This window comes from Microcoleus sp. K4-B3, from assembly GCF_036704615.1.
In the GTDB taxonomy this organism is placed as follows: Bacteria; Cyanobacteriota; Cyanobacteriia; order Cyanobacteriales; family Microcoleaceae; genus Microcoleus.
The window spans coordinates 12857-31966 of record NZ_JAUBSF010000064.1 but is presented as its reverse complement, the minus strand read 5'-3'; the positions used below and the strand labels follow the sequence as shown (position 1 = coordinate 31966).

Genomic DNA, 19110 nt, shown 5'->3' with positions numbered 1-19110 from the left:
AGAGTGTAGAGGTAACAGTGATGGCTGACAGTTCTTTCTTTGATGAGTCCAGAGATAATTCTTTAGTGAAGTCAGAAATAGTTGCTAAATACTTTTGGGCCTGGGCAAAGGTAATTATACCAAGAGCCAAAAAATGGAATAGTAACATTGCCTATATTGATTTGTTCTCTGGGCCCGGTCGCTATCAAGACGGTTCTAAGTCTACTCCACTACTTATATTGGAACGTGCTATTGCCGATCCAGATATGTCAGAAATGCTAGTAACACTGTTTAATGATAAAGACTCCAATAATACTCACTCTCTCCAACAGGCTATAGCAGCCATCCCCAACATAGGTAGATTACAACATGAACCAAAAGTTTTAAATAAGGAGGTTGGAGAAGAAATCGTCCAAGAAGTTCGGCAAATTAATAATGTTCCTACACTCTTTTTTATTGATCCTTGGGGTTACAAAGGCTTGTCACTTAGACTAATTGGTTCACTAATCATTAGTTGGGGATGCGATTGCATATTTTTCTTCAACTACAACCGGATTAATATGGGGTTGAATAATGCAGCAGTAGAGTCCCATATGAACGCCCTTTTTGGTAAAGAACGAGCAGATCATCTGAGAGAACAGCTTGAGTCGAAGCAACCAGACGAGCGAGAGTTAATAATTGTGGAAGCTATCTGTCAGGCATTGAAAGAAATAGGTGGTTCATATGTACTACCCTTTGGGTTCAAAAATGAGAGCGGCAATAGGACTAGCCATCACCTGATTTTTGTATCAAAGAATGTATTGGGTTATTCAATTATGAAAGGTGTCATGGCTGGAGAAAGCTCTAGTTTTAAACAAGGTGTTCCGTCTTTAGAGTACAATCCAGCGCCACCCAAGTATCCTTTGTTATATGAACTTTACCGACCTCTTGATGAGCTTGAAAATATGCTTATGGATGAATTTGCAGCTCAGACATTAACTAGAGTAGACATTTATAATCGCCATCACGTTGGCAAGCGCTACATTGAGAAAAACTACAGGGAGGTTTTGCTTAAACTGGAGGCGGAGGGAAAAATTATCACCGATCCACCTGTTAATAAAAGAAGAAAAAATACACTGGCAGAGACGGTAAAAATCACATTTCCAGCAAAGCAGTAACACCTACGTTGTTGCTTTTTCGATTGGGTTCCAGTGTGTGCTGTTTGCACTTTGTTAAATGCCGATCCAACACATCGGGCATCTCATCCCAAATTTTCCCATCCAACAGTCTCCCAGCAGCTTTAGGTGTTCTACCTCCCCATTGCTTAAAGAAAAACGCGACTCCAGCATCCTGACATTGATCCCGAATACTTTGTGCCCATTCGGCTTGCATCGGACGGTGTTTTTGCCCCGACTCTCCCCCAACTATTACCCAGTGAATTCCTGTTAAATCAAGCTGTAACGGCCCTAAAAGTGGTTCGCAGGATAAAAAGCGTACCTTTGCATTGACTTGTCGCAAATGATCCACACGATGAACATAGTTTTGATTTTCAACAGACACCCCCATCCAAATATTATCCGACCACTCAAGTTGAGGAGCTAACTCTACTAAACGCTCATGTCGCTTCGTAAGAATTTGATAAATGTGGTGAGGAGTTTCACGCATTACATCAAAGACTTGTTTCAGAAATTCAAGAGAAACATCTTCATGGAACAAATCGCTCATTGAGTTAACAAAAATGCGACTCGGCTTTCGCCAACTCTTAGGTTCGTTCAAGCGCTTTGGGTATTCGGTTAAAGTAAACCCGTTAGGAAAATTAGTATGAAACCGTTTTGTTAATGCTTCAGCATAACAATGCGTACAACCGGGACTGACTTTATCGCAGCCAGTTGTTGGATTCCATGTGCGATCGCACCATTCGATACCAGTATTAATGCTAGACATACAATAACCTTACCATTGAAACAACTAATTATTTTTTTAGGTGCGCTGGATACATAGAGTTTATATGTATTAATTTAGATTAATGCAGCATCACCAACAACTCTATTATATAATTAATTGACTTAAATATCAACAGTTTTTAAGTAGTTGCATCAAATGTAGATCGTAGTGTAGAATCGGGCTGCACCAGCATTTATTCTCCAAACCTTTCCAGAACAATTGTGCAAACACCTAATTTTTCCGAACTCAACCATCCTGTGGTCAAATCCCTGTTCCATCACAGCGACCAGGAATTATTGACTCTGTTTCAAAACCATCCCGATCAGGGTCGCTTCTTCACGGCAATTTTTGGCCGCTATGCTCAAATTGTACACTCCCTGATTCGCCATTCCGTGCGATCGCCCGTACAAGGCGATTACCTGTTTGCCCACACTTGGCTGCACATCTATCACGAACTCCGAGGCCTCGATTTGCGCCGCGAAATCCAAGAGTCTGACGGCGGAAATCTCAGTCTCCAAAACTGGCTGATTAATGTCACCGCAGTCTGCATAAATCAAGCTGAATTGCCCCCTGTTGAGTCGATTCACTATTCTTTGCAATCGGCTCCGCCTCCTCTGTGGTGTTACGTCAAACAAGCCTTGGAATTGTTAGCCCCGCTGCCGCGTTTAGTGGTGTTGATGGCTCAGACTTTCCGCTGGAGCGAAACTCGAATTGCAGCTTATTTGCAAGCAGAAGGCGAAGCTATTTCGCCCGCTCAGGTAAAGGCTTTGCTGCAAAAAGGATATCAAACTTTAGAATCAAATTTGCCGGAGGATATTCGGGCTATTTATCTCGATGAAAATCTCGATTATCAAGAAGCACTTGTCTAGATATACCCAATATAAATCCGCCCTTTCTACTTGTAGGGGCGGGTTTTACCCGAAATATTTGCTAGGACTAACAGCATCGTAAACCCGCCCTTTCGCGAGGAATAAGAAAAAAATGGCAGTTTATCAAGTTCGGTTGGTGAATGAGGATCTCGCGCTCGATCGCACGATCGCAGTACCAGACGACCAGTATATCTTAGACATGGCAGAAGATGCCGGCATCCGCTTGCCGAATGGATGCAAGCAAGGAGAGTGTTCTGCTTGCGTTGTAAAACTGCTGAGCGGTGAAATCGACCAAAGCGAACAAAAGTTTTTGAAGCCGTCTGAATTGCAAGCGGGCTATGCTGTTACTTGTGTGGCTTACCCGCTTTCTGACTGTACTTTGTTAACTCATCAAGAACAAGTTTTATATCAAGCTGCTCTTTATTTTAAGTAATAGGAAATCACTTTTTTACCATCTTTTATTCTAGCCTCGCTGGGCGCGGAATTTGTTTGTAGAAGAGCGAATTATATTCGCCGAGCAAATCGTTATCAAAGTAGATTGGGTATGGTGTAAGGTGCGTGACTCTCCAGCATCTCGCTGCCACTTTAGTGGCTAGAAAGTCACGCACCCTAATGAGTATAGATAAACCCACCCTTATAAATTCAGCAATTGTAGAATCCGCTTCATCGGAATTTCCGCCCAATCCAAGCGGTAATTAAGTTCGTACGCTAGCTCGCCAACCGCTTTTTCCAAAATGTAAGCATCCAACAAAACTTGTAGTTCCGGTATAGATTTGGGCAAGAAATTGGCATCGCCTGCTGTTACCAAATAGCTGTTAAGAAAAGTGAGGCTGACCCAGCGGAGCCAAACGTTCGCCCACTGCTGCATCTCCGGGAGATTTTCAGGGCGAATCATCCCACTTTCTACTTCATTGCGGAGTGCCAAAGTAACAGCGTAACTTATAGATTGCAGCATTCCCGCAACATCTCGCAGGGGCGACCTCTTCATCCGCCGCTCGCTTAACGGTCGATTCCGTTCTCCTCCGAAATCAATAATTACAAAGTCTTTGCCTGTATAAAGAACTTGCCCGAAATGAAAGTCCCCGTGACACCGAATTCTATCGGCCGTGATTCTCAAGTTCAAAATAGACTTGAAACGTTCCATGATTAACTCTTCGCGGTTGAGGAGCTTGTGAGCGGATTTTTGTACTTCTGGCGGCAGTTTGGACATCCGTTTTTTCAGATCCAGCAAAGTTCTTCCGGCCAGATTTCTCATGTGTTGATAGATGGAACGCTGGTAAAAGGAGGTGAAGTTTTCTGGGGCAAAAGCGGGATTTTCTGTGTCAGCAGCTAAAGCGAGGTGAAGTTCGGCTGTCCGCTGACCTAAAAGTTCGGCTGATGCTAAGTAAGAGCCGATGAGTTCGCGAGCTAAGGCGGGAATTTCTAGGGATAAATCCGCTACTAGCGAGTTTGAGTTCCGCTGCATTTGTCCCGTCAAAGCGCTCGGTAAATAATTTTCGGGGGCAGTAGATAAATTCTCGCCGGAATGCTTTGCTTCTACTGTCATTACTTGCTCGAAATAGTCGCGCAGTGTGTCTAATGTATAAGACCAAGCGTCGATGCTGTCGGGGATTAATTTTTGCAGTATTCCGACGGTAAGGACTTGTTTTCCTGATGTGTGATATTCCAATGCTCCGGCAATTGGAGCGTAGTGTTGAATTGAGTTGCGATGGGTTAAAAAGCGTCCGATTTCTAATTCGGGGTTGATTCCTTCCTCGACTTTTCGCAATATTTTCAGGACGAAGCGGTCGCCGTAAGCTGCGGATGTATTGCTTTGTTCTTTTTTGAACAGGTGAGGTTCGAGGTGCGATAAATCTTGTTCGGAGCTGAATGCACTGTCGGCAATTCCTAGCAGTTGACCTGCAGCACCTCTGTAACTGCGAGAAGTGGCGATCGCCCCCAGCAGCGCGCTCAGAAAACCTTTGTCCCCAGCAGCATCAAATAGTACCCCGACTTCCTTGTTGGTTTCTGGGAAGTGCAGGCGCGCGATCGCCCGATCGTCCGCATCGCCTTTCATCTCTTCCCAACCTAAAGGCAAAACGTAAGTTTCCGGCATACCTTCAGTATAATTCAACTGCAAAAACAGAATGTAAACTTGAGATTCCTCCCCGGCACTATCTTTACATTCAACAGGCACAATCTCACTTATTTCTAATGATTGAATTGTCCTGTCTGTACCGCTATACCAGCGATTGCGCCGCAAGTATTCCGGCAAAAGATTTAGCAGCATATCGCTTAACTGACTTGTAGAAAAAGCAGTTTTCCAACTACCTATGACTGCCAAACTCGGCAAGTCTGTGTGAAAACCGTGCAGCGAAAAATCTTCGTGTTTAACAGTAAGAGTAAACCAGTAAAACGTGTGAGAACTCAAGCTTAAAAAGTAAGGCGACTCGCCAACTGCTGGAAACTCTGTACGGCCGAAAATCTCCTCCGGAACAGCACCTTTAAAAGGCGAAAGGTCTAATTCTGCCGTCTGCACGAAGCGCGACAAATTAGCCACTACGAGGATGTGTTCGTCTTGATAAGTGCGCACAAAGGCTAAAACTTTGCGGTTTTCCGGGTACAGAAACTCGCAAGTTCCGCGGCCGAATGCTTGGAAACGCTGCCGAATTGCAATTAGGCGTTTCATCCACCACCACAGAGAACTCGGATTCGCCCGCTGCGCGTCCACGTTAATAGATTCGTAGTGATATTCAGGGTCAACAATTGGCGGCGCGTAAAGCCGCTGCGGGTTAGCGCGGCTGAAACCGGCATTGCGATCGCCGCTCCACTGCATCGGAGTTCTCACCCCGTTGCGATCGCCCAAATAGATATTATCTCCCATACCAATTTCATCGCCGTAGTAAAGCACCGGCGTACCCGGAAGAGACAGCAGCAAAGCATTCATCAACTCGATGCGGCGGCGGTTATTTCCCATCAAAGGAGCCAAACGGCGACGGATGCCCAAATTAATTCTCGCCTGAGTATCTTGAGCGTAAACCCGATACATATAATCTCGGTCTTCATCACTCACCATTTCCAGCGTCAATTCATCGTGATTCCGCAAAAATAATGCCCACTGACAGTTATTGGGAATCTGCGGAGTTTGCTGGAGAATATCGCTAATTGGGAAGCTATCTTCCATATACAAAGCCATAAATAAACGCGGCATCAGCGGAAAATGAAAGTTCATGTGACATTCATCCCCAGCAGCGTAATATTCAACCGCATCCTCCGGCCACTGATTCGCCTCAGCCAGCAGCATCCGGTTCGGGAATTTCTTATCTACGTGCTGCCGCAATTGCTTGAGGAATACGTGAGTTTCTGGCAGGTTTTCGCAGTTAGTACCTTCGCGCTCGTACAGGTAAGGCACGGCATCCATGCGCAGTCCGTCTACTCCCAGTGCCAACCAGAAATCTACCACATCTAAGATGGCTTGGCGGACGGCGGGATTGTCGTAATTCAAATCTGGTTGGTGGGAATAAAAACGGTGCCAGTAATAAGCTTTTGCTACCGAATCCCAAGCCCAATTAGAGGTCTCAAAATCTTGGAAAATAATCCGAGCATCTTGATATTTTTCCGGCGTGTCGCTCCACACATAAAAATCTCTTTCGTTACTGCCTTTTGGGGCGCGGCGCGATCGCTGAAACCAAGCGTGCTGGTCGGAAGTGTGGTTGACAATTAACTCAATAATGACTCGAATTCCCCGCTGGTGCGCTGCTTCTAACAGGTCTTTAAAATCCTCTAATGTACCGTAAATTGGGTTGACGGTGGTATAGTGAGATGTATCGTAGCCGTCGTCTCGGAGCGGCGAGGGAAAAAATGGCAGTACCCAAATTGCTGTTACTCCCAAGTTTTGCAGGTAATCGAGTTTTTCCGTCAGTCCTCGAAAGTCGCCGATGCCATCTGCATTGCTGTCTGCAAAAGCGCGAACTGGTACTTCGTAAATAATCGCGTCTTTAAACCACAAGGGGTCGTCATTTAACATTGACTTTGGCATGATTTTTATGGGTGATTGGTAATTGGGAATTGACCCTTGCAATTTGGTAATTGGGCTTTGTTAGTTCAAATCCAAACTGATAAATCATAACTCATAATTTGGCGGCGATTCCTCATGCCAGCGGCAGAGTTTTAATCGTAATTTATTAATGCAAAACTTATAATTTCTTAACTATAAAATCCTAAAAATCAGTTTTGCTATTTCGGATACAGTTCACAATCCGGGTACATATACGCGGTGCACACCCGAAAGACCGGTGCGCGGTACACACCCTACCAATGCGTGTCAACTTAAGCCTGAAACCCCTGTGTATCTCTCGCTGGTAGCCCAGTCTAGATCCCCCTAAATCCCCCTTGATAAGGGGGACTTTGAGAACACTCTTGTCCCCCCTTATTAAGGGGGGGCTAGGGGGGATCGAGCCCTTGTTGACACTAAGCACACCCTACAGACTCAGGATTAGGTGCGGTATTTACTACCTGCCGGACGGTTGCCACGACATTACAGTACCTTGACGTTTATCACTAATTTTCGTTACATTAGTTTACATAAAGCAACAAAAGTTAAGGAAAAAGCAAATATGGCTATTGTAATCGCTCTTTTAATCGTCGGTTGGGTAGCAGTCTCAGTCATTGGCACTCAAGCATATTTCCTGGGCGAACAGTCAAAGCCTATCCACGAGCGGAATTGGAACGATGAATCTTTTGAAAAATTGGCTGTAGCAATCACAGCAACAGAGATGGATTACAGCGTTCGCGTTCCCGCCTACAGCATGGATGCTTACGGCAGCCGCACCATCTCGAATTCTTGATATCAAGTAACAGGTTTCACCATTTTCAATAACAGGCAAGATGCCGGTTCCTAATTTTCAATAACAGGCAGGATGCCTGTTCCACAAGAGAATTGATGGTTTGTGGAACAGGCAAGATGTCGGTTCCTAATTTTCAATAACAGGCAGGATGCCTGTTCCACAAGAGAATTGATGGTTTGTGGAACAGGCATCTTGCCTGTCCCTAATTTTTAATAACAGGCAGGATGCCTGTTCCACTAGAAAATTGATTGTTTGTGGAACAGGCATCTTGCCTGTTCCTAACTATTCGGCAACTACAAACTCTTACCTGTCAGCGCTGGGCGAGACTCTTTTTTGCGAAATTGCAAAGTGTTATTTTCACAGTCGATCGCAATTGTATCGCCCTCCACAAACGCATTTTCCAGAATCTTGTTTGCCAGCGGGTTTTCCAACTCCCGCTGGATGGCGCGTTTCAAGGGACGAGCGCCGTAAACCGGGTCGTAACCGACATCTGTGATATGGTTTTTCGCCGCATCCGACAGTTCCAAAGTAATTTTTTGCTCGGCCAACAAACGCTCGAGCCGCTTGACTTGAATGCTGACTATTTGCCGCAATTCGATCTTGCTCAAAGTGTGGAACAAAATTGTCTCGTCCACCCGCTGAAGAAATTCCGGCCGGAAGTGCGATCGCAGCGCTGCCATCACTCGTTTTAACATCTGTTCGTACTCTTGGTCTGTCTCCCGTTCTTGAGTCAATAAATTTTCATTTTCACTCTTTTCGGGAGTATCGACTCGCTCGGCCGACACCTCAACAGTACCGTCGGCAGCCACTTTATAATCTGTCTTTTGACTTGACAAATCTTTCGTTTCCTGCTTCCGAGTAGCAGGTTTTTTGGCGGTTTTTTCCTTCTTAGTAAACACGTCTAAAATGTGGTCGCTGCCGATATTGCTGGTCATCACAATTACGGTATTTTTAAAGTCAACCACTCGACCTTGAGAATCGGTAATTCTGCCGTCATCCAACACTTGCAACAAAATGTTAAATATATCGGGGTGTGCCTTTTCCACTTCGTCAAACAGCACTACCGAATAAGGACGTCTCCGCACTGCTTCCGAAAGTTGTCCCCCTTCGTCGTAACCGACATATCCGGGAGGAGCTCCTACTAACCGGGAGACGTTTTGCTTCTCCATGTATTCCGACATATCGATGCGGATCATCGCATCATCGCTGTCAAACAAAAACTCCGCCAACGCCCGCGCTAACTCAGTTTTTCCGACGCCTGTGGGGCCCATAAACAAGAAAGAGCCGATCGGCCTGCCGGGGTCTTTCATGCCCGCCCTAGCGCGCCGAATTGCCGCTGCCACGGCTGTTACAGCTTCCTCTTGACCGATGACTTTTTGGTGCAAGTGTTTTTCCAATTGCAGCAATTTTTGGCGTTCTGATTCTAACAACCGATTAACCGGAATGCCCGTCCATTTGGCGACAATTTCCGCAATATCGCCCTCAGTAACTTTTTCGCGCAGCAGGGAAGAACCTTGAGCTTGCTGTTTCAAAAGTTCCGCTTCTTTCGCTTCGCGATCGCGCACCGCAGTTTCCAACTTGCCGTACTTTAACTGTGCGGCTTTATTCAAATCGTAAGCCCTTTCTGCCTGTTCGATTTGGACTCGCAATTGGTCTTCTTCTGCTTTCAATTTATTGATTGCATCCAACAACTGCTTTTCGCCCAACCACTGAGAGGACAATTTTTCCTGCTTGACTTTTAAAATGTCAATCTCAGATGTGATGCGTTCGACGCGGAAGCCGAGCCCAGGGGCTAGAGCACCTTTTCCTTCGCCTTCGATCGACAATTTTTCCATTTCCAACTGCATCACCCGGCGGTCGATTCCTTCCAATTCCACAGGTTTAGAAGTAATCTCCATTTTCAAGTGGGCGGCCGCTTCATCTACCAGGTCGATCGCCTTGTCAGGCAAAAAGCGATCGGAAATATAGCGAAAAGACAAAGTTGCAGCAGCTACTAGGGCCGAATCAGTAATTTTTACCCCGTGGTGGCGTTCGTAACGGTCTTTCAATCCGCGCAAAATCGAAACAGTATCTTCAACGCTGGGTTCGCCGACAAATACTTGTTGAAATCGGCGTTCCAGTGCAGGATCTTTTTCAATATTTTTGCGAAATTCGTCGAGAGTTGTAGCGCCGATGCAGCGCAATTCGCCTCTAGCTAACATCGGTTTTAACAAATTTCCCGCATCCATTCCCGAACCGGAACTGCCACCGCCGCCGGTGCCGACAACCGTGTGCAATTCGTCAATAAATAGGACAATTTGCCCGTCGGAATCGATGACTTCCCGCAGAACAGACCGCAATCGTTCTTCAAATTCGCCCCGGAATTTTGCCCCAGCAATTAAACTGCCCATGTCGAGGCTAAATAGCTGGCGATTTTTCAAAGATTCCGGTACGTCGCCGTTGACAATTCGCTGGGCTAAACCTTCGGCGATCGCAGTTTTTCCCACTCCGGGATCGCCAATTAACACCGGATTGTTTTTTTGGCGGCGGGAAAGAACTTGCACCACGCGCCGGATTTCCTCGTCGCGGCCGATTACTGGGTCGAGTTTGCCGGCTTTGGCGGCTTCTGTCAAATCGCGGCCGTACTTGCTGAGGGCGTCGGAGTTAGCTTCGCCATCTTGATCTTGGGCTTTAGCGCTGCTGCGGCTGCCTTTTCCCGTTTCGGAATTTTTTTCTTGGGTTTTAGCAGTGGCGCGGACTAATTTGATTGCTTCTTCTAGTTTTGGTCGATCGAGCGTACCGGCTGGGGGTTTGCGATCGTAACCGGGGCGGCCCGGCGGGCCGTCGCCTTTTGTCAGCAACCTGCGGCCGACTCGTTCGTCTTCTACTAAGCCAATTAATAAATGTTCAACGGCGATAAAATTATCTTGCCAAGTCGCCCTGGTGGCCTCGGCAACATCTAACATAACTTCTAAGCCGCGACCGAGGTATAGTTGGTCAGCGTTGGCAACTCTGGGCTGTCGTTTGGCAAAAGCATCTAACTGCTGCGCCAAGCGGGGGGCATCGACTCCAGCTTTGCTGAGAATGCTGTTGGCCTGGCCTTGCTGTTCGAGAAGGGCGATGGCTAAATGTTCAACCTCTAGCTGCTGATTGGCAAAGCGGCGGGCTACATCCTGGGATTTGACAATGGCTTCCCAGGCTTGATCTGTAAATTTGCTAGGGTCTGTTGGCTGCACGTTGGTTCCTCGCAATCAAGGGGATTCCTGTTGTTATCCGTTAATACATCGTCTCACAACCATCATAATCTTTAAACAGGATTATGAATTTATGAGCGCGGTTAACTAAGGCGGAAGTTGTGACCTAATTGACCTGTTGCAAAAGCTTACAGTCCGCAATCGACCCCGAAATTTGGTGCGTTCAGACCGACTCTGGCGATTCCCTTCGGGATAGGTTGGCTGGCCGTACTTATAAAAATATTGCCAGAAACAAGATTTTTTATCGGCTGAGATTTATGCTATTTCCCACTTACCAATTTTTAGTATTTTTCCTAATTATTTTTAGCGCGATCGTCTCTGTGAAACCCCAAGTCGATTTGTATAAAATTGTCTTGTTAGCTTCGAGTTTATTATTTTATTCGTTTTGGAGCTTTGACTTTCTCTTACTCCTCATTTTCTCTACAGTCTACAATTATATCATTCTCCGGGTTCTCTGCAACAGTAAGTATAAAAAAATTGCTTTAATCTCCGGTCTAATTTTCAACATTGGCTATCTCGGCATCTTTAAATATTGCAACTTCTTTGTAACTTCTTTATTTGAGGTACTGAACCAGCTACAAATTCCAGCCAACTTTCCAGTTTTGCAAATAATCGCCCCCGTCGGTGTGTCTTTCTACACTTTTAGAATGATTTCTCATTTAATCGACTGCTACCAGCAAAAAATCCCCTGTCCAAAATTTGTAGACTATGCCGCCTACATTACCTACTTTCCGCAAATTGCCTCCGGGCCAATCTCGCGAGCTCGCGAATTTTACTGGCAGCTAAATTCACCGGAAAAATACGACTATCAAATCGAAGAAGTTATAGTTTTGATTCTGTCTGGACTATTCAAAAAATATACTTTATCGAGCTTTTTGTTTAACTTCACTGACTTGCCATTCAAAGTCCCCCAGCAGTACAGCAGCATCGATTTAATCCTCGCGGCAATTTCCTATTCCTGTTTAATTTACGTAGATTTCAGCGGCTATTCGGATTTAGCCAACGGCATCTCCTGTTTGCTGGGTTTTAAACCCATTGCCAACTTTAATATGCCATACCGATCGCTGGGCCTGCAAGAATTTTGGAAAAGGTGGCACATCAGTCTTTCAGAGTGGCTGAGGGATTACGTTTACTTTCCCTTTGGCGGCAACAAATACGGCAAATTCAGGAAGTACCTAAATCTACTGATGACAATGGCGATCGGTGGATTTTGGCACGGCGCAGGTTTAAACTTTATTTTCTGGGGAGCAATTCACGGTTTAGGATTAATTGTCAACCATTTATGTAAAGATATCCCCCAAGCTATCCACTTTAAATTAGACTATGCCTTTCCCAGATTTGCTAAATTTTGCAGTTGGTTGTTAACATTTAGTTTTGTTACTTGTAGCTGGGTATTTTTCGGCACTCCCAACTGGGAAACTGCGGTGAGTTTTTTTGAAGGAATTGTCCATCCTGCCGTCGCAACTTTTCAATTTAACTTTTGGCAATTGTATTTAGTAATTGCAGTCATCGGCGCTATCAACTTGTGGGGCGATCGCCTCGCGAAACTATTGCAAACCGTATTGTCATTAAAAAACATTTTCTTTCGGGTTGTCTTAGTTTCGCTGCTCGTGTATACTATCTTGATGTTGGGGCCGAGTACCGTTCCGCCTTTTATTTACTTTAATTTCTAAGAAATATGAAAGACCGGGAAATTTTGCTGATTGTTACTTCTGTAATTCTCACTTTAATATTTTCAAACTTATCATTATTTCTAAAAAGCTTTGCTTCAACTCCTTTCGCCAGTGCAGAAATTAAACAAGCCGCGCGCCAGATAGAAATAGACGGTTTCCGAAAATCCGAACAAGATTTTTGGAGCAAAATTAAAGATATTAACTTCGATAGCCTCCCCAAAGAACCAGAACTTCCTCCTGTCAAAACCGAAACAAAAGTGGCCGTTGAACCCCCAAAGCCGGCTACTGCTAAAAAAACAACACCAGCTAAACCCAAACTGACCAGACCTTATCGCAGATTTTTATTTATTGGAGATTCCGTAATGTTCGACTTAGGAATTCAACTCCAGTACACTCTTAAAAAAAAATACAATATCGCCGATACGAAAATCGACTACAAAGTCTCGACTGGATTAAATCGGATAGATTATTATGACTGGTATGCCAGAACTCGCCAAATAATGAATAATTACCAGCCGGATGTAGTGATAGTTTTGTTCGGAGCAAATGACCCTCAAAATATTATTGATTTTCAAGGAAAAGCCCGGGTTGTTCTGACGAAAGAATGGCAAAAAGCTTATCAAGAAAGAGTTGAAAAATATGCCAAGTTACTGGATTCGTCATCTGTGAGAAAAGTGTATTGGATCGGTCAATCGACACCTAAGAAATCTTTTTATCTCAAAGCTTTTCCCATCATGAACGATATTTATAAAAATGCCAGCAAATCTTCATCCAAAATTGAATTTATTTCTACTTGGGAGACATTTGGACAAGCCGGGAAATTGGTTCCTGTAGTTGCCAATAAATCGGGTAAGCGAGGCTATGTAAAAAATAATGACGGCTTGCATTTTACAGCCCACGGAGCTCAGATTATCAGCGACTTAATCGTTGACGAAATGGCGAAGGACAAAATATTAAAAGCTCCGACAAAGAAATGACTATAGTAGGTTTGGTTTTATTTGGTGGCTAAACCTAAAATTTGGACATTTGACAATTATTGCAAAATAATATATTTAGTTCGGGAGGCACATTTGCCTTCTTCAACCAGGTTTATAGGGAAAATATAGGCTTGAGTTATGAGAAATTTACTCGTGAAACCGGGTTTCTAATTCCCTATACGTCCAGGACTAATATTGACAAAAAGCAGCAGTAGAGGTAAAGTTGAATTGAGCATCAAACAACAGGGTCAAGATATAGTAATTGTCATCGCGACAAATTATGACGAGCAATCTGTGGAAACTCGATCGCAATAACATCCCTGAGTCAATGGGGTGTACTGGCATAGCGCTAATCTTCACTCTCACTAAATATACTCAACCTTGGCAAAGAATAAACCTAATTGAAAAAATCCTGCAACAGTGCGGGAGCGAGCCTTTTGCTGAAGTTTTGGGCGTACCGAACCGCGGAATATTAAGGGGAAATATACCGGAATCCGTCAGAAAACCGCATCCGAATTTGCTGTTTCGCGCTTTGGCAATTCAGGCATTGGGGAAGGTGCGAGATGAGCTGATATCAAGTGAGAGAGCGGCTAGAGCAAGTGATTTTAGCAAAAATCTGCTGGTGGCGCTAGAACAGGAAGCGGTAAGGGGATCGACTCCTTTAATTCGGTGGTCTGCGGCTGTTAGTATTAAGTCAATTTGGTTGGATGAAGCAGAGCAACGACAAGGCAAGGAAGGTACTGTCAATATCACAATCAATGCAGCGGAAATTGAGCGACTGGTTGTAGAAGAGCAAATTAAACTGTTAGGAATTAACAAATTTGCTTTGGGGGACAGTAGCAATGACAGCATTAAGGAAGATGAGAATTGTCTCGATTTTTGGGTGTACGGCCCTAGCTGGCTGCTGCCGAACCTGCCAATGGATTGTGAGGAATATTTGTTTTGGATCGATCGAGTATTTGCTGCGATCGCAGTTACGGGCCCGTACAAATTGAATGCCGAAAACGATGCAGCGGTGACAAGCTTTTTGGAAGTTGCGGAAAATAATTTTAATGACTTGGAATTATCCAAAATACTTGCCAAAATTTTTGAGTTCCTGCACCACCCTGAAGCGAGAGTCAAAAATCTAGCTGCAATTATTTTAGAACCTTACAAAGACAAGCTTGACCGCAAATCGGCGCAGATTCTGACAGCGCTCGTATATAAATTTAATGTAATTAATGTACAATATCAGCCCTTAGAATGTCTGACTCTTCCCGAAATTGAGGATTGCAAAGCTTCACTGTATTTCGGTAAAATGGAAATTGACGACTTGTATTGTGAGGCTTTGTCGCTGTGTGGCGATCGGGATGTCGAGATCGCAAGTTTCTTGTCAGCTAAACAGAGGGAATACCAAAATACTGTAGAGGAGCAGATCAACAATCTTAGCAAGTTAGTTAAGTCTATCGTAGATTGCCAGAGCTTGTTAGATGCTAATAGGGAACTTTTGTATTTGACTGTAGATCGGCTGGAAAAATGGGATTATACCCTCGATAATAAACTGGCTGCACACCGCAAAAAACTCCAAAACCTGAGCTTTGACAAAAGCACATCCGAGCAGTGCATAAACCTCGACAACGAACTCAATTATATCAGAGATTCTTTGCAGTCTACTTTGTATGAACTCACATCAAATATTAACAGCAAAATTAGAGAGTTAGAACTTTCTTCGTCCAAAAATAGCAAGACTGCAACAGATATGTTTAGGTGGACGTGGCTATTGTTCGCGGTGGGGTTTTCAGTAGGGCTGTTTTTGTATTTATCGGATTTAGTGATTAACTGGATATTCGGGGTCAGCTACACAAGCGAATTTCTAGTTTATTGGACTATTTTCTTTAGTGTGATGGTGGTATTTTTGTTAGTATTAGCTGTATTCTTTTCGGCGCTCGCTGCTTTAGACCAGCGCCGAGAATCTAAATTAATTCCTAAATTTGATAGCTTAAGCCAAATAGGCAGCAGTTTTTCTATTTTGTGGCAAAAGAGTTACTTGCAGCAGTTTGTACCGTCGGTGCGATCGCATTAAAAGTGTTGAAAACTCCCTAAATCCCCTCAGTAGGGCGCGTCAGAGAAAGAGTTTCAACCTAACTCAAAAAGTTTGTTTCTGACGCACCCTACCAGGATTAGCAGGACGAACTCTAGGATGCGGTTGCCGCACTTACTTTCTGGGTATTGCTATCTTGATTTGCCAGTTGAATTAATTCAACTTTATATCCATCTGGGTCTTGCACAAAAGCGATTACAGTTGAACCGTGCTTCATCGGGCCCGGTTCCCGAGTAACTTTACCGCCGCCAGCTTTAATTTCTTCGCAAGTACCGTAAATGTCGTCAACCCCGATCGCAATATGACCGTAAGCATCACCCAAATTGTACTCTGTGACGCCCCAGTTGTATGTTAATTCCAAAACTGTAGTGTCCGATTCGTCGCCGTAGCCAACAAAAGCCAGAGTAAATTTACCGTCTGGATAGTCCTTTTGCCGCAGCAATCTCATGCCCAGAACCTCCGTGTAAAATTTGAGGGATTCTTCCAGGTTGCCGACTCGGAGCATCGTGTGTAGTAGTTGCATTTAGCTCACTCCAAATTTTTTAAGCTTTCATCTATTTTAGCGATTTCCTGCGGAAAAAACTCGCCTTTCAACCGTCGCAGTTCCCGCAGCTTGATAACTGTCTATTTGATTTAGCTTTGTACTTCCACCACACCCCGAAACATATTCATGCCGCAAGTAAATAGGTATCGTCCAGGTTTTTGAGGGGTGAATTCAACAGCCGTTACCTGATTTAGAGGTAATTCTCGCACAATGTAAAAATCTGGTAACAACACTTTTTCAAGACAACTGTTGGGGTCGCGCCTCAAGAAATTGAGCCTGACTAATTGACCTGCTTTCACAACTACAGTGGCAGGCTCATAACCCCCGTCTACAGTAATAGTCAACTCTTGTATCCCCTGAATAGATTCAGCTTGCTTCCCTTTAGCTTTACTGAACAAAAACCACCACAATTCCAAACCAATTAATGTCAAACCACCTATTGTGACGCCAACTTTTAAACCTAGTGGCTGTTCAATGCTGCGGAATTGAGTCGTTGAATTAGAATGCTGGACGGACATTTCTGAAGCTTGAACTCCCGATGCAATTCCCATCACAAGTCCTAAACTCGCGAGACTTCCCCAAATTTGACTAGGCTGTAACATTTTTCTAATTCCTCCAAATTTATGCACTAGATTTGGCTTGAAAATTCCGCAATCGCAAAGCATTACTAACTACAGAGACTGAACTGAAAGCCATTGCTGCACCGGCGATAATTGGATTTAGCAGCCAGCCAAACATGGGGAACAAAATGCCCGCCGCGATCGGTATTCCAGCGATGTTATAAATAAACGCAAAAAACAGATTTTCGCGGATGTTCCGCATGGTGGCGCGGGAAAGTTTAATTGCTGTAACTATACCTTGCAAATCTCCTGAAATTAAGGTAATGTCGCTGGCGGCGATCGCCACATCTGTGCCGGTGCCGATCGCAATTCCCACGTCTGCTAAGGCCAAAGCCGGTGCATCGTTAATCCCGTCTCCCACCATCGCGACAATTTTTCCTTCCCGTTGCAGGGCTTGGATTTGAGCTGCTTTTTGGTCGGGTCTAACTTCGGCAAAAACGCGAGTAATGCCCACGGATTGGGCGATCGACTCCGCAGTCGCGCGATTATCTCCAGTCAGCATCGCCACCTCCAAACCTAGTTTTTGAAGTGCTTTCACCGCCTGCGCTGACGATGGTTTGAGGGCATCCGCAATGCCCAGAATTGCCTCTATTTTGCCTTCTACAGCCATCCAAACAACCGTTTTGCTCGCAGCTTCCAAAGCTCTCCCGCGCAGTTCCAGATATTCAGTATCGCAGCCTAGTTCCTGCATCCACCTCAGCGTTCCCAGGGCGATCGACTTTCCGGCTACAACCCCTCGCACGCCGCTTCCCGCGATCGCCTCAAAATCCTTAACATCTGTCAAATTCACCTCTTGAGATTGAGCGTACCTCACAACAGCTTCCCCCAAAGGATGCTCCGAATTTCGCTCTACAGACGCCGCCAATTTCAGCAACTTTAACTCATTGCTGTTCGCCGTTCCTTTTATTGTCACAAAATCAGTGACAGTTGGCTTGCCTTCAGTAAGAGTTCCAGTTTTATCTAATACGATAATTTGGATTTTGTGAGCCAATTCTAAACTCTCGGCTCCTTTAATTAGAATTCCGTTTTCTGCACCTTTACCCGTGCCCACCATCACAGCAGTCGGAGTCGCTAAACCCAAAGCGCAGGGACAGGCAATAATCAACACTCCCACCATTGTCACAGTCGCCAAAGTAATGTTTCCCGTCGCGTTAAACCAGATAATGAAAGTAGCTAAAGCGATGGCAATTACTGCGGGAACAAACCAACCAGTCACTTGGTCTGCTAACTTTTGAATCGGTGCTTTTGAACCTTGTGCGTCCTGCACCATCTTGACAATTTGAGCTAAAAATGTATCTTTTCCAACTCTTGTCGCCCGAAACTTGAAGCTGCCAGTTTTGTTGATTGTGGCTCCGATAACTTCGTCGCCAAGCTGCTTTTTGACAGGAAAACTTTCTCCGGTAACCATTGCTTCGTCTACTGTGGAAGAGCCTTCAATAACATCTCCATCTACGGGGATCTGCTCTCCCGGCCGCACCTGCACGATGTCGCCAATTTCCACTTTGGCGATCGGCACTTCCAACTCTTCCCCGTTGCGAATTATCCGAGCAGTTTTTGCTTGCAAACCCATGAGTTTGCGAATGGCTTCGGAAGTCTCTCCCTTCGCTCGATTTTCTAGGGTTTTTCCCAACAAAATTAAGGCGACAACGCTAGCGGCAACTTCGTAGTAAACGCCAGAATTTAACCCTTGGGCGGTGAATAAACCGGGAAAAAATGTCACAAATACAGAATAAAAGTAAGCAGCACTCGTACCCAAAGCAATCAGGGTATCCATTGTCGCCACCCGCCGTTTTAGGGATTTCCAAGCTCCCACATAAAACGATTTGCCGCACCAAAATTGTACGGGGGATGTCAGGACTAATTGCAGCCAATAATTGTGCAGCCACGCGGGAATAAATGGCAGGTGCAAGCCCGTCATCGCCGGAATAGCGCCCACAACCAGCAGGATGCTGATGATACCTGCTGTCCAGAGTTTCCGCTGCAAGGTTTGAGATTCCGATTTGCGATCGGCTGGTTCTGAATCATCCTCTGTCGCCGCCATTTCTGGAAGTGGCAAAGCTTGGTATCCAGCAGCATCAACAGCCGATTGAATTTTTTCTAAGTTGGTTTGCTTGGAGTCGTATTGGATGGTTGCTTGTTCCATCCCAAAATTGACATGGCACTCAATTACGCCGGGAACAGATTCAATTGCTTGTTCGATAGAGGAAGCACAAGAAGCACAACTCATGCCCCGCAATTTAAGTGTGAGATTGTCCATAGATGCCCTCCTAAGTTATAAAGTTACCTTCTGTCTTCAAATGACCTCGCCTAAATACGGATAACGTGCGACTTACTCCTGTCGTGGAGAATCAAAAATTTTAGACTCTTGTTAAATCTCCCAGATTCA

13 protein-coding genes are annotated in these 19110 nt (G+C 44.9%); 7 read left to right on the top strand and 6 right to left on the bottom strand.

What is annotated here, in order from left to right; all coding sequences use genetic code 11:
* Positions 1 to 20 precede the first annotated feature (20 nt).
* Positions 21 to 1136 (top strand): three-Cys-motif partner protein TcmP, encoded by a 1116-nt coding sequence (locus QUA78_RS22900; RefSeq protein ID WP_333302469.1) that lies wholly within the window; start codon positions 21 to 23, stop codon positions 1134 to 1136.
* On the opposite strand, the gene QUA78_RS22895 is transcribed toward QUA78_RS22900, so the two are convergent.
* A complete protein-coding gene (locus QUA78_RS22895) occupies positions 1114 to 1902 on the bottom strand; it encodes a phage Gp37/Gp68 family protein (RefSeq protein WP_333302471.1) in 789 nt (262 codons plus the stop codon). The two genes, QUA78_RS22900 and QUA78_RS22895, sit on opposite strands and share 23 nt — an antisense overlap.
* A 221-nt stretch (positions 1903 to 2123) precedes the next feature.
* Between QUA78_RS22895 and QUA78_RS22890 the strand changes: the two genes are divergently transcribed.
* Positions 2124 to 2771, top strand: a complete 648-nt coding sequence (locus QUA78_RS22890) for a sigma-70 family RNA polymerase sigma factor (protein ID WP_333302472.1) — start codon at positions 2124 to 2126, stop codon at positions 2769 to 2771.
* 112 nt (positions 2772 to 2883) lie between these two features.
* Positions 2884 to 3204, top strand: coding sequence for a 2Fe-2S iron-sulfur cluster-binding protein (locus tag QUA78_RS22885; protein WP_333302474.1), 321 nt, complete (start codon positions 2884 to 2886; stop codon positions 3202 to 3204).
* Between the two features lie 201 nt (positions 3205 to 3405).
* Here the strand turns inward: QUA78_RS22885 and treS are convergent, their stop codons facing one another.
* Positions 3406 to 6777, bottom strand: a complete 3372-nt coding sequence (treS, locus tag QUA78_RS22880; protein WP_333399033.1) for a maltose alpha-D-glucosyltransferase — start codon at positions 6775 to 6777, stop codon at positions 3406 to 3408.
* Positions 6778 to 7366: 589 nt separating this feature from the next.
* Between treS and QUA78_RS22875 the strand changes: the two genes are divergently transcribed.
* Positions 7367 to 7597: a photosystem II protein, Psb35-related gene (locus QUA78_RS22875; RefSeq protein ID WP_333302476.1), complete on the top strand. Its 231-nt coding sequence runs from the start codon at positions 7367 to 7369 to the stop codon at positions 7595 to 7597.
* A 293-nt stretch (positions 7598 to 7890) separates the two neighbouring features.
* Here QUA78_RS22875 and QUA78_RS22870 read toward each other — a convergent pair whose 3' ends face one another.
* Entirely contained in the window at positions 7891 to 10812 is a 2922-nt protein-coding gene (locus QUA78_RS22870) for an AAA family ATPase (protein ID WP_333302478.1), read from the bottom strand.
* A gap of 275 nt (positions 10813 to 11087) precedes the next feature.
* Between QUA78_RS22870 and QUA78_RS22865 the strand changes: the two genes are divergently transcribed.
* The 3 genes from QUA78_RS22865 (at position 11088) to QUA78_RS22855 (ending at position 15542) form a co-directional block, all read left to right on the top strand.
* A complete protein-coding gene (locus tag QUA78_RS22865) occupies positions 11088 to 12503 on the top strand; it encodes an MBOAT family O-acyltransferase (RefSeq protein ID WP_333302479.1) in 1416 nt (471 codons plus the stop codon).
* Positions 12504 to 12508: 5 nt separating this feature from the next.
* On the top strand, positions 12509 to 13480 hold the full coding sequence (locus QUA78_RS22860) for a DUF459 domain-containing protein (RefSeq protein ID WP_333302481.1): 972 nt from the start codon (positions 12509 to 12511) through the stop codon (positions 13478 to 13480).
* A gap of 280 nt (positions 13481 to 13760) precedes the next feature.
* Positions 13761 to 15542, top strand: a complete 1782-nt coding sequence (locus QUA78_RS22855; RefSeq protein ID WP_333302483.1) for a hypothetical protein — start codon at positions 13761 to 13763, stop codon at positions 15540 to 15542.
* Positions 15543 to 15654: 112 nt separating this feature from the next.
* Here QUA78_RS22855 and gloA read toward each other — a convergent pair whose 3' ends face one another.
* The 3 genes from gloA to QUA78_RS22840 all read right to left on the bottom strand — a co-directional run bounded on the left by gloA (position 15655) and on the right by QUA78_RS22840 (position 18981).
* A complete protein-coding gene (gloA, locus tag QUA78_RS22850; RefSeq protein WP_333302484.1) occupies positions 15655 to 16083 on the bottom strand; it encodes a lactoylglutathione lyase in 429 nt (142 codons plus the stop codon).
* A gap of 110 nt (positions 16084 to 16193) precedes the next feature.
* Positions 16194 to 16706 carry a cupredoxin domain-containing protein gene (locus tag QUA78_RS22845; RefSeq protein ID WP_333302486.1) on the bottom strand — a complete coding sequence of 171 codons (513 nt, stop codon included), beginning with the start codon at positions 16704 to 16706 and terminating at the stop codon, positions 16194 to 16196.
* A 19-nt stretch (positions 16707 to 16725) separates the two neighbouring features.
* Entirely contained in the window at positions 16726 to 18981 is a 2256-nt protein-coding gene (locus QUA78_RS22840; protein WP_333302487.1) for a heavy metal translocating P-type ATPase, read from the bottom strand.
* Positions 18982 to 19110: the final 129 nt, after the last annotated feature.

Excerpts from the sequence above, each read along its gene's own strand:
- QUA78_RS22840 (WP_333302487.1), bottom strand. The coding sequence starts at position 18,981 with ATGGACAATCTCACACTTAAATTGCGGGGCATGAGTTGTGCTTCTTGT.
- QUA78_RS22855 (WP_333302483.1), top strand. The coding sequence starts at position 13,761 with ATGACGAGCAATCTGTGGAAACTCGATCGCAATAACATCCCTGAGTCA.
- QUA78_RS22885 (WP_333302474.1), top strand. The coding sequence starts at position 2,884 with ATGGCAGTTTATCAAGTTCGGTTGGTGAATGAGGATCTCGCGCTCGAT.
- QUA78_RS22860 (WP_333302481.1), top strand. The coding sequence starts at position 12,509 with ATGAAAGACCGGGAAATTTTGCTGATTGTTACTTCTGTAATTCTCACT.
- QUA78_RS22895 (WP_333302471.1), bottom strand. The coding sequence starts at position 1,902 with ATGTCTAGCATTAATACTGGTATCGAATGGTGCGATCGCACATGGAAT.
- QUA78_RS22900 (WP_333302469.1), top strand. The coding sequence starts at position 21 with ATGGCTGACAGTTCTTTCTTTGATGAGTCCAGAGATAATTCTTTAGTG.
- QUA78_RS22845 (WP_333302486.1), bottom strand. The coding sequence starts at position 16,706 with ATGTTACAGCCTAGTCAAATTTGGGGAAGTCTCGCGAGTTTAGGACTT.
- gloA (WP_333302484.1), bottom strand. The coding sequence starts at position 16,083 with ATGCAACTACTACACACGATGCTCCGAGTCGGCAACCTGGAAGAATCC.
- treS (WP_333399033.1), bottom strand. The coding sequence starts at position 6,777 with ATGTTAAATGACGACCCCTTGTGGTTTAAAGACGCGATTATTTACGAA.
- QUA78_RS22875 (WP_333302476.1), top strand. The coding sequence starts at position 7,367 with ATGGCTATTGTAATCGCTCTTTTAATCGTCGGTTGGGTAGCAGTCTCA.
- QUA78_RS22865 (WP_333302479.1), top strand. The coding sequence starts at position 11,088 with ATGCTATTTCCCACTTACCAATTTTTAGTATTTTTCCTAATTATTTTT.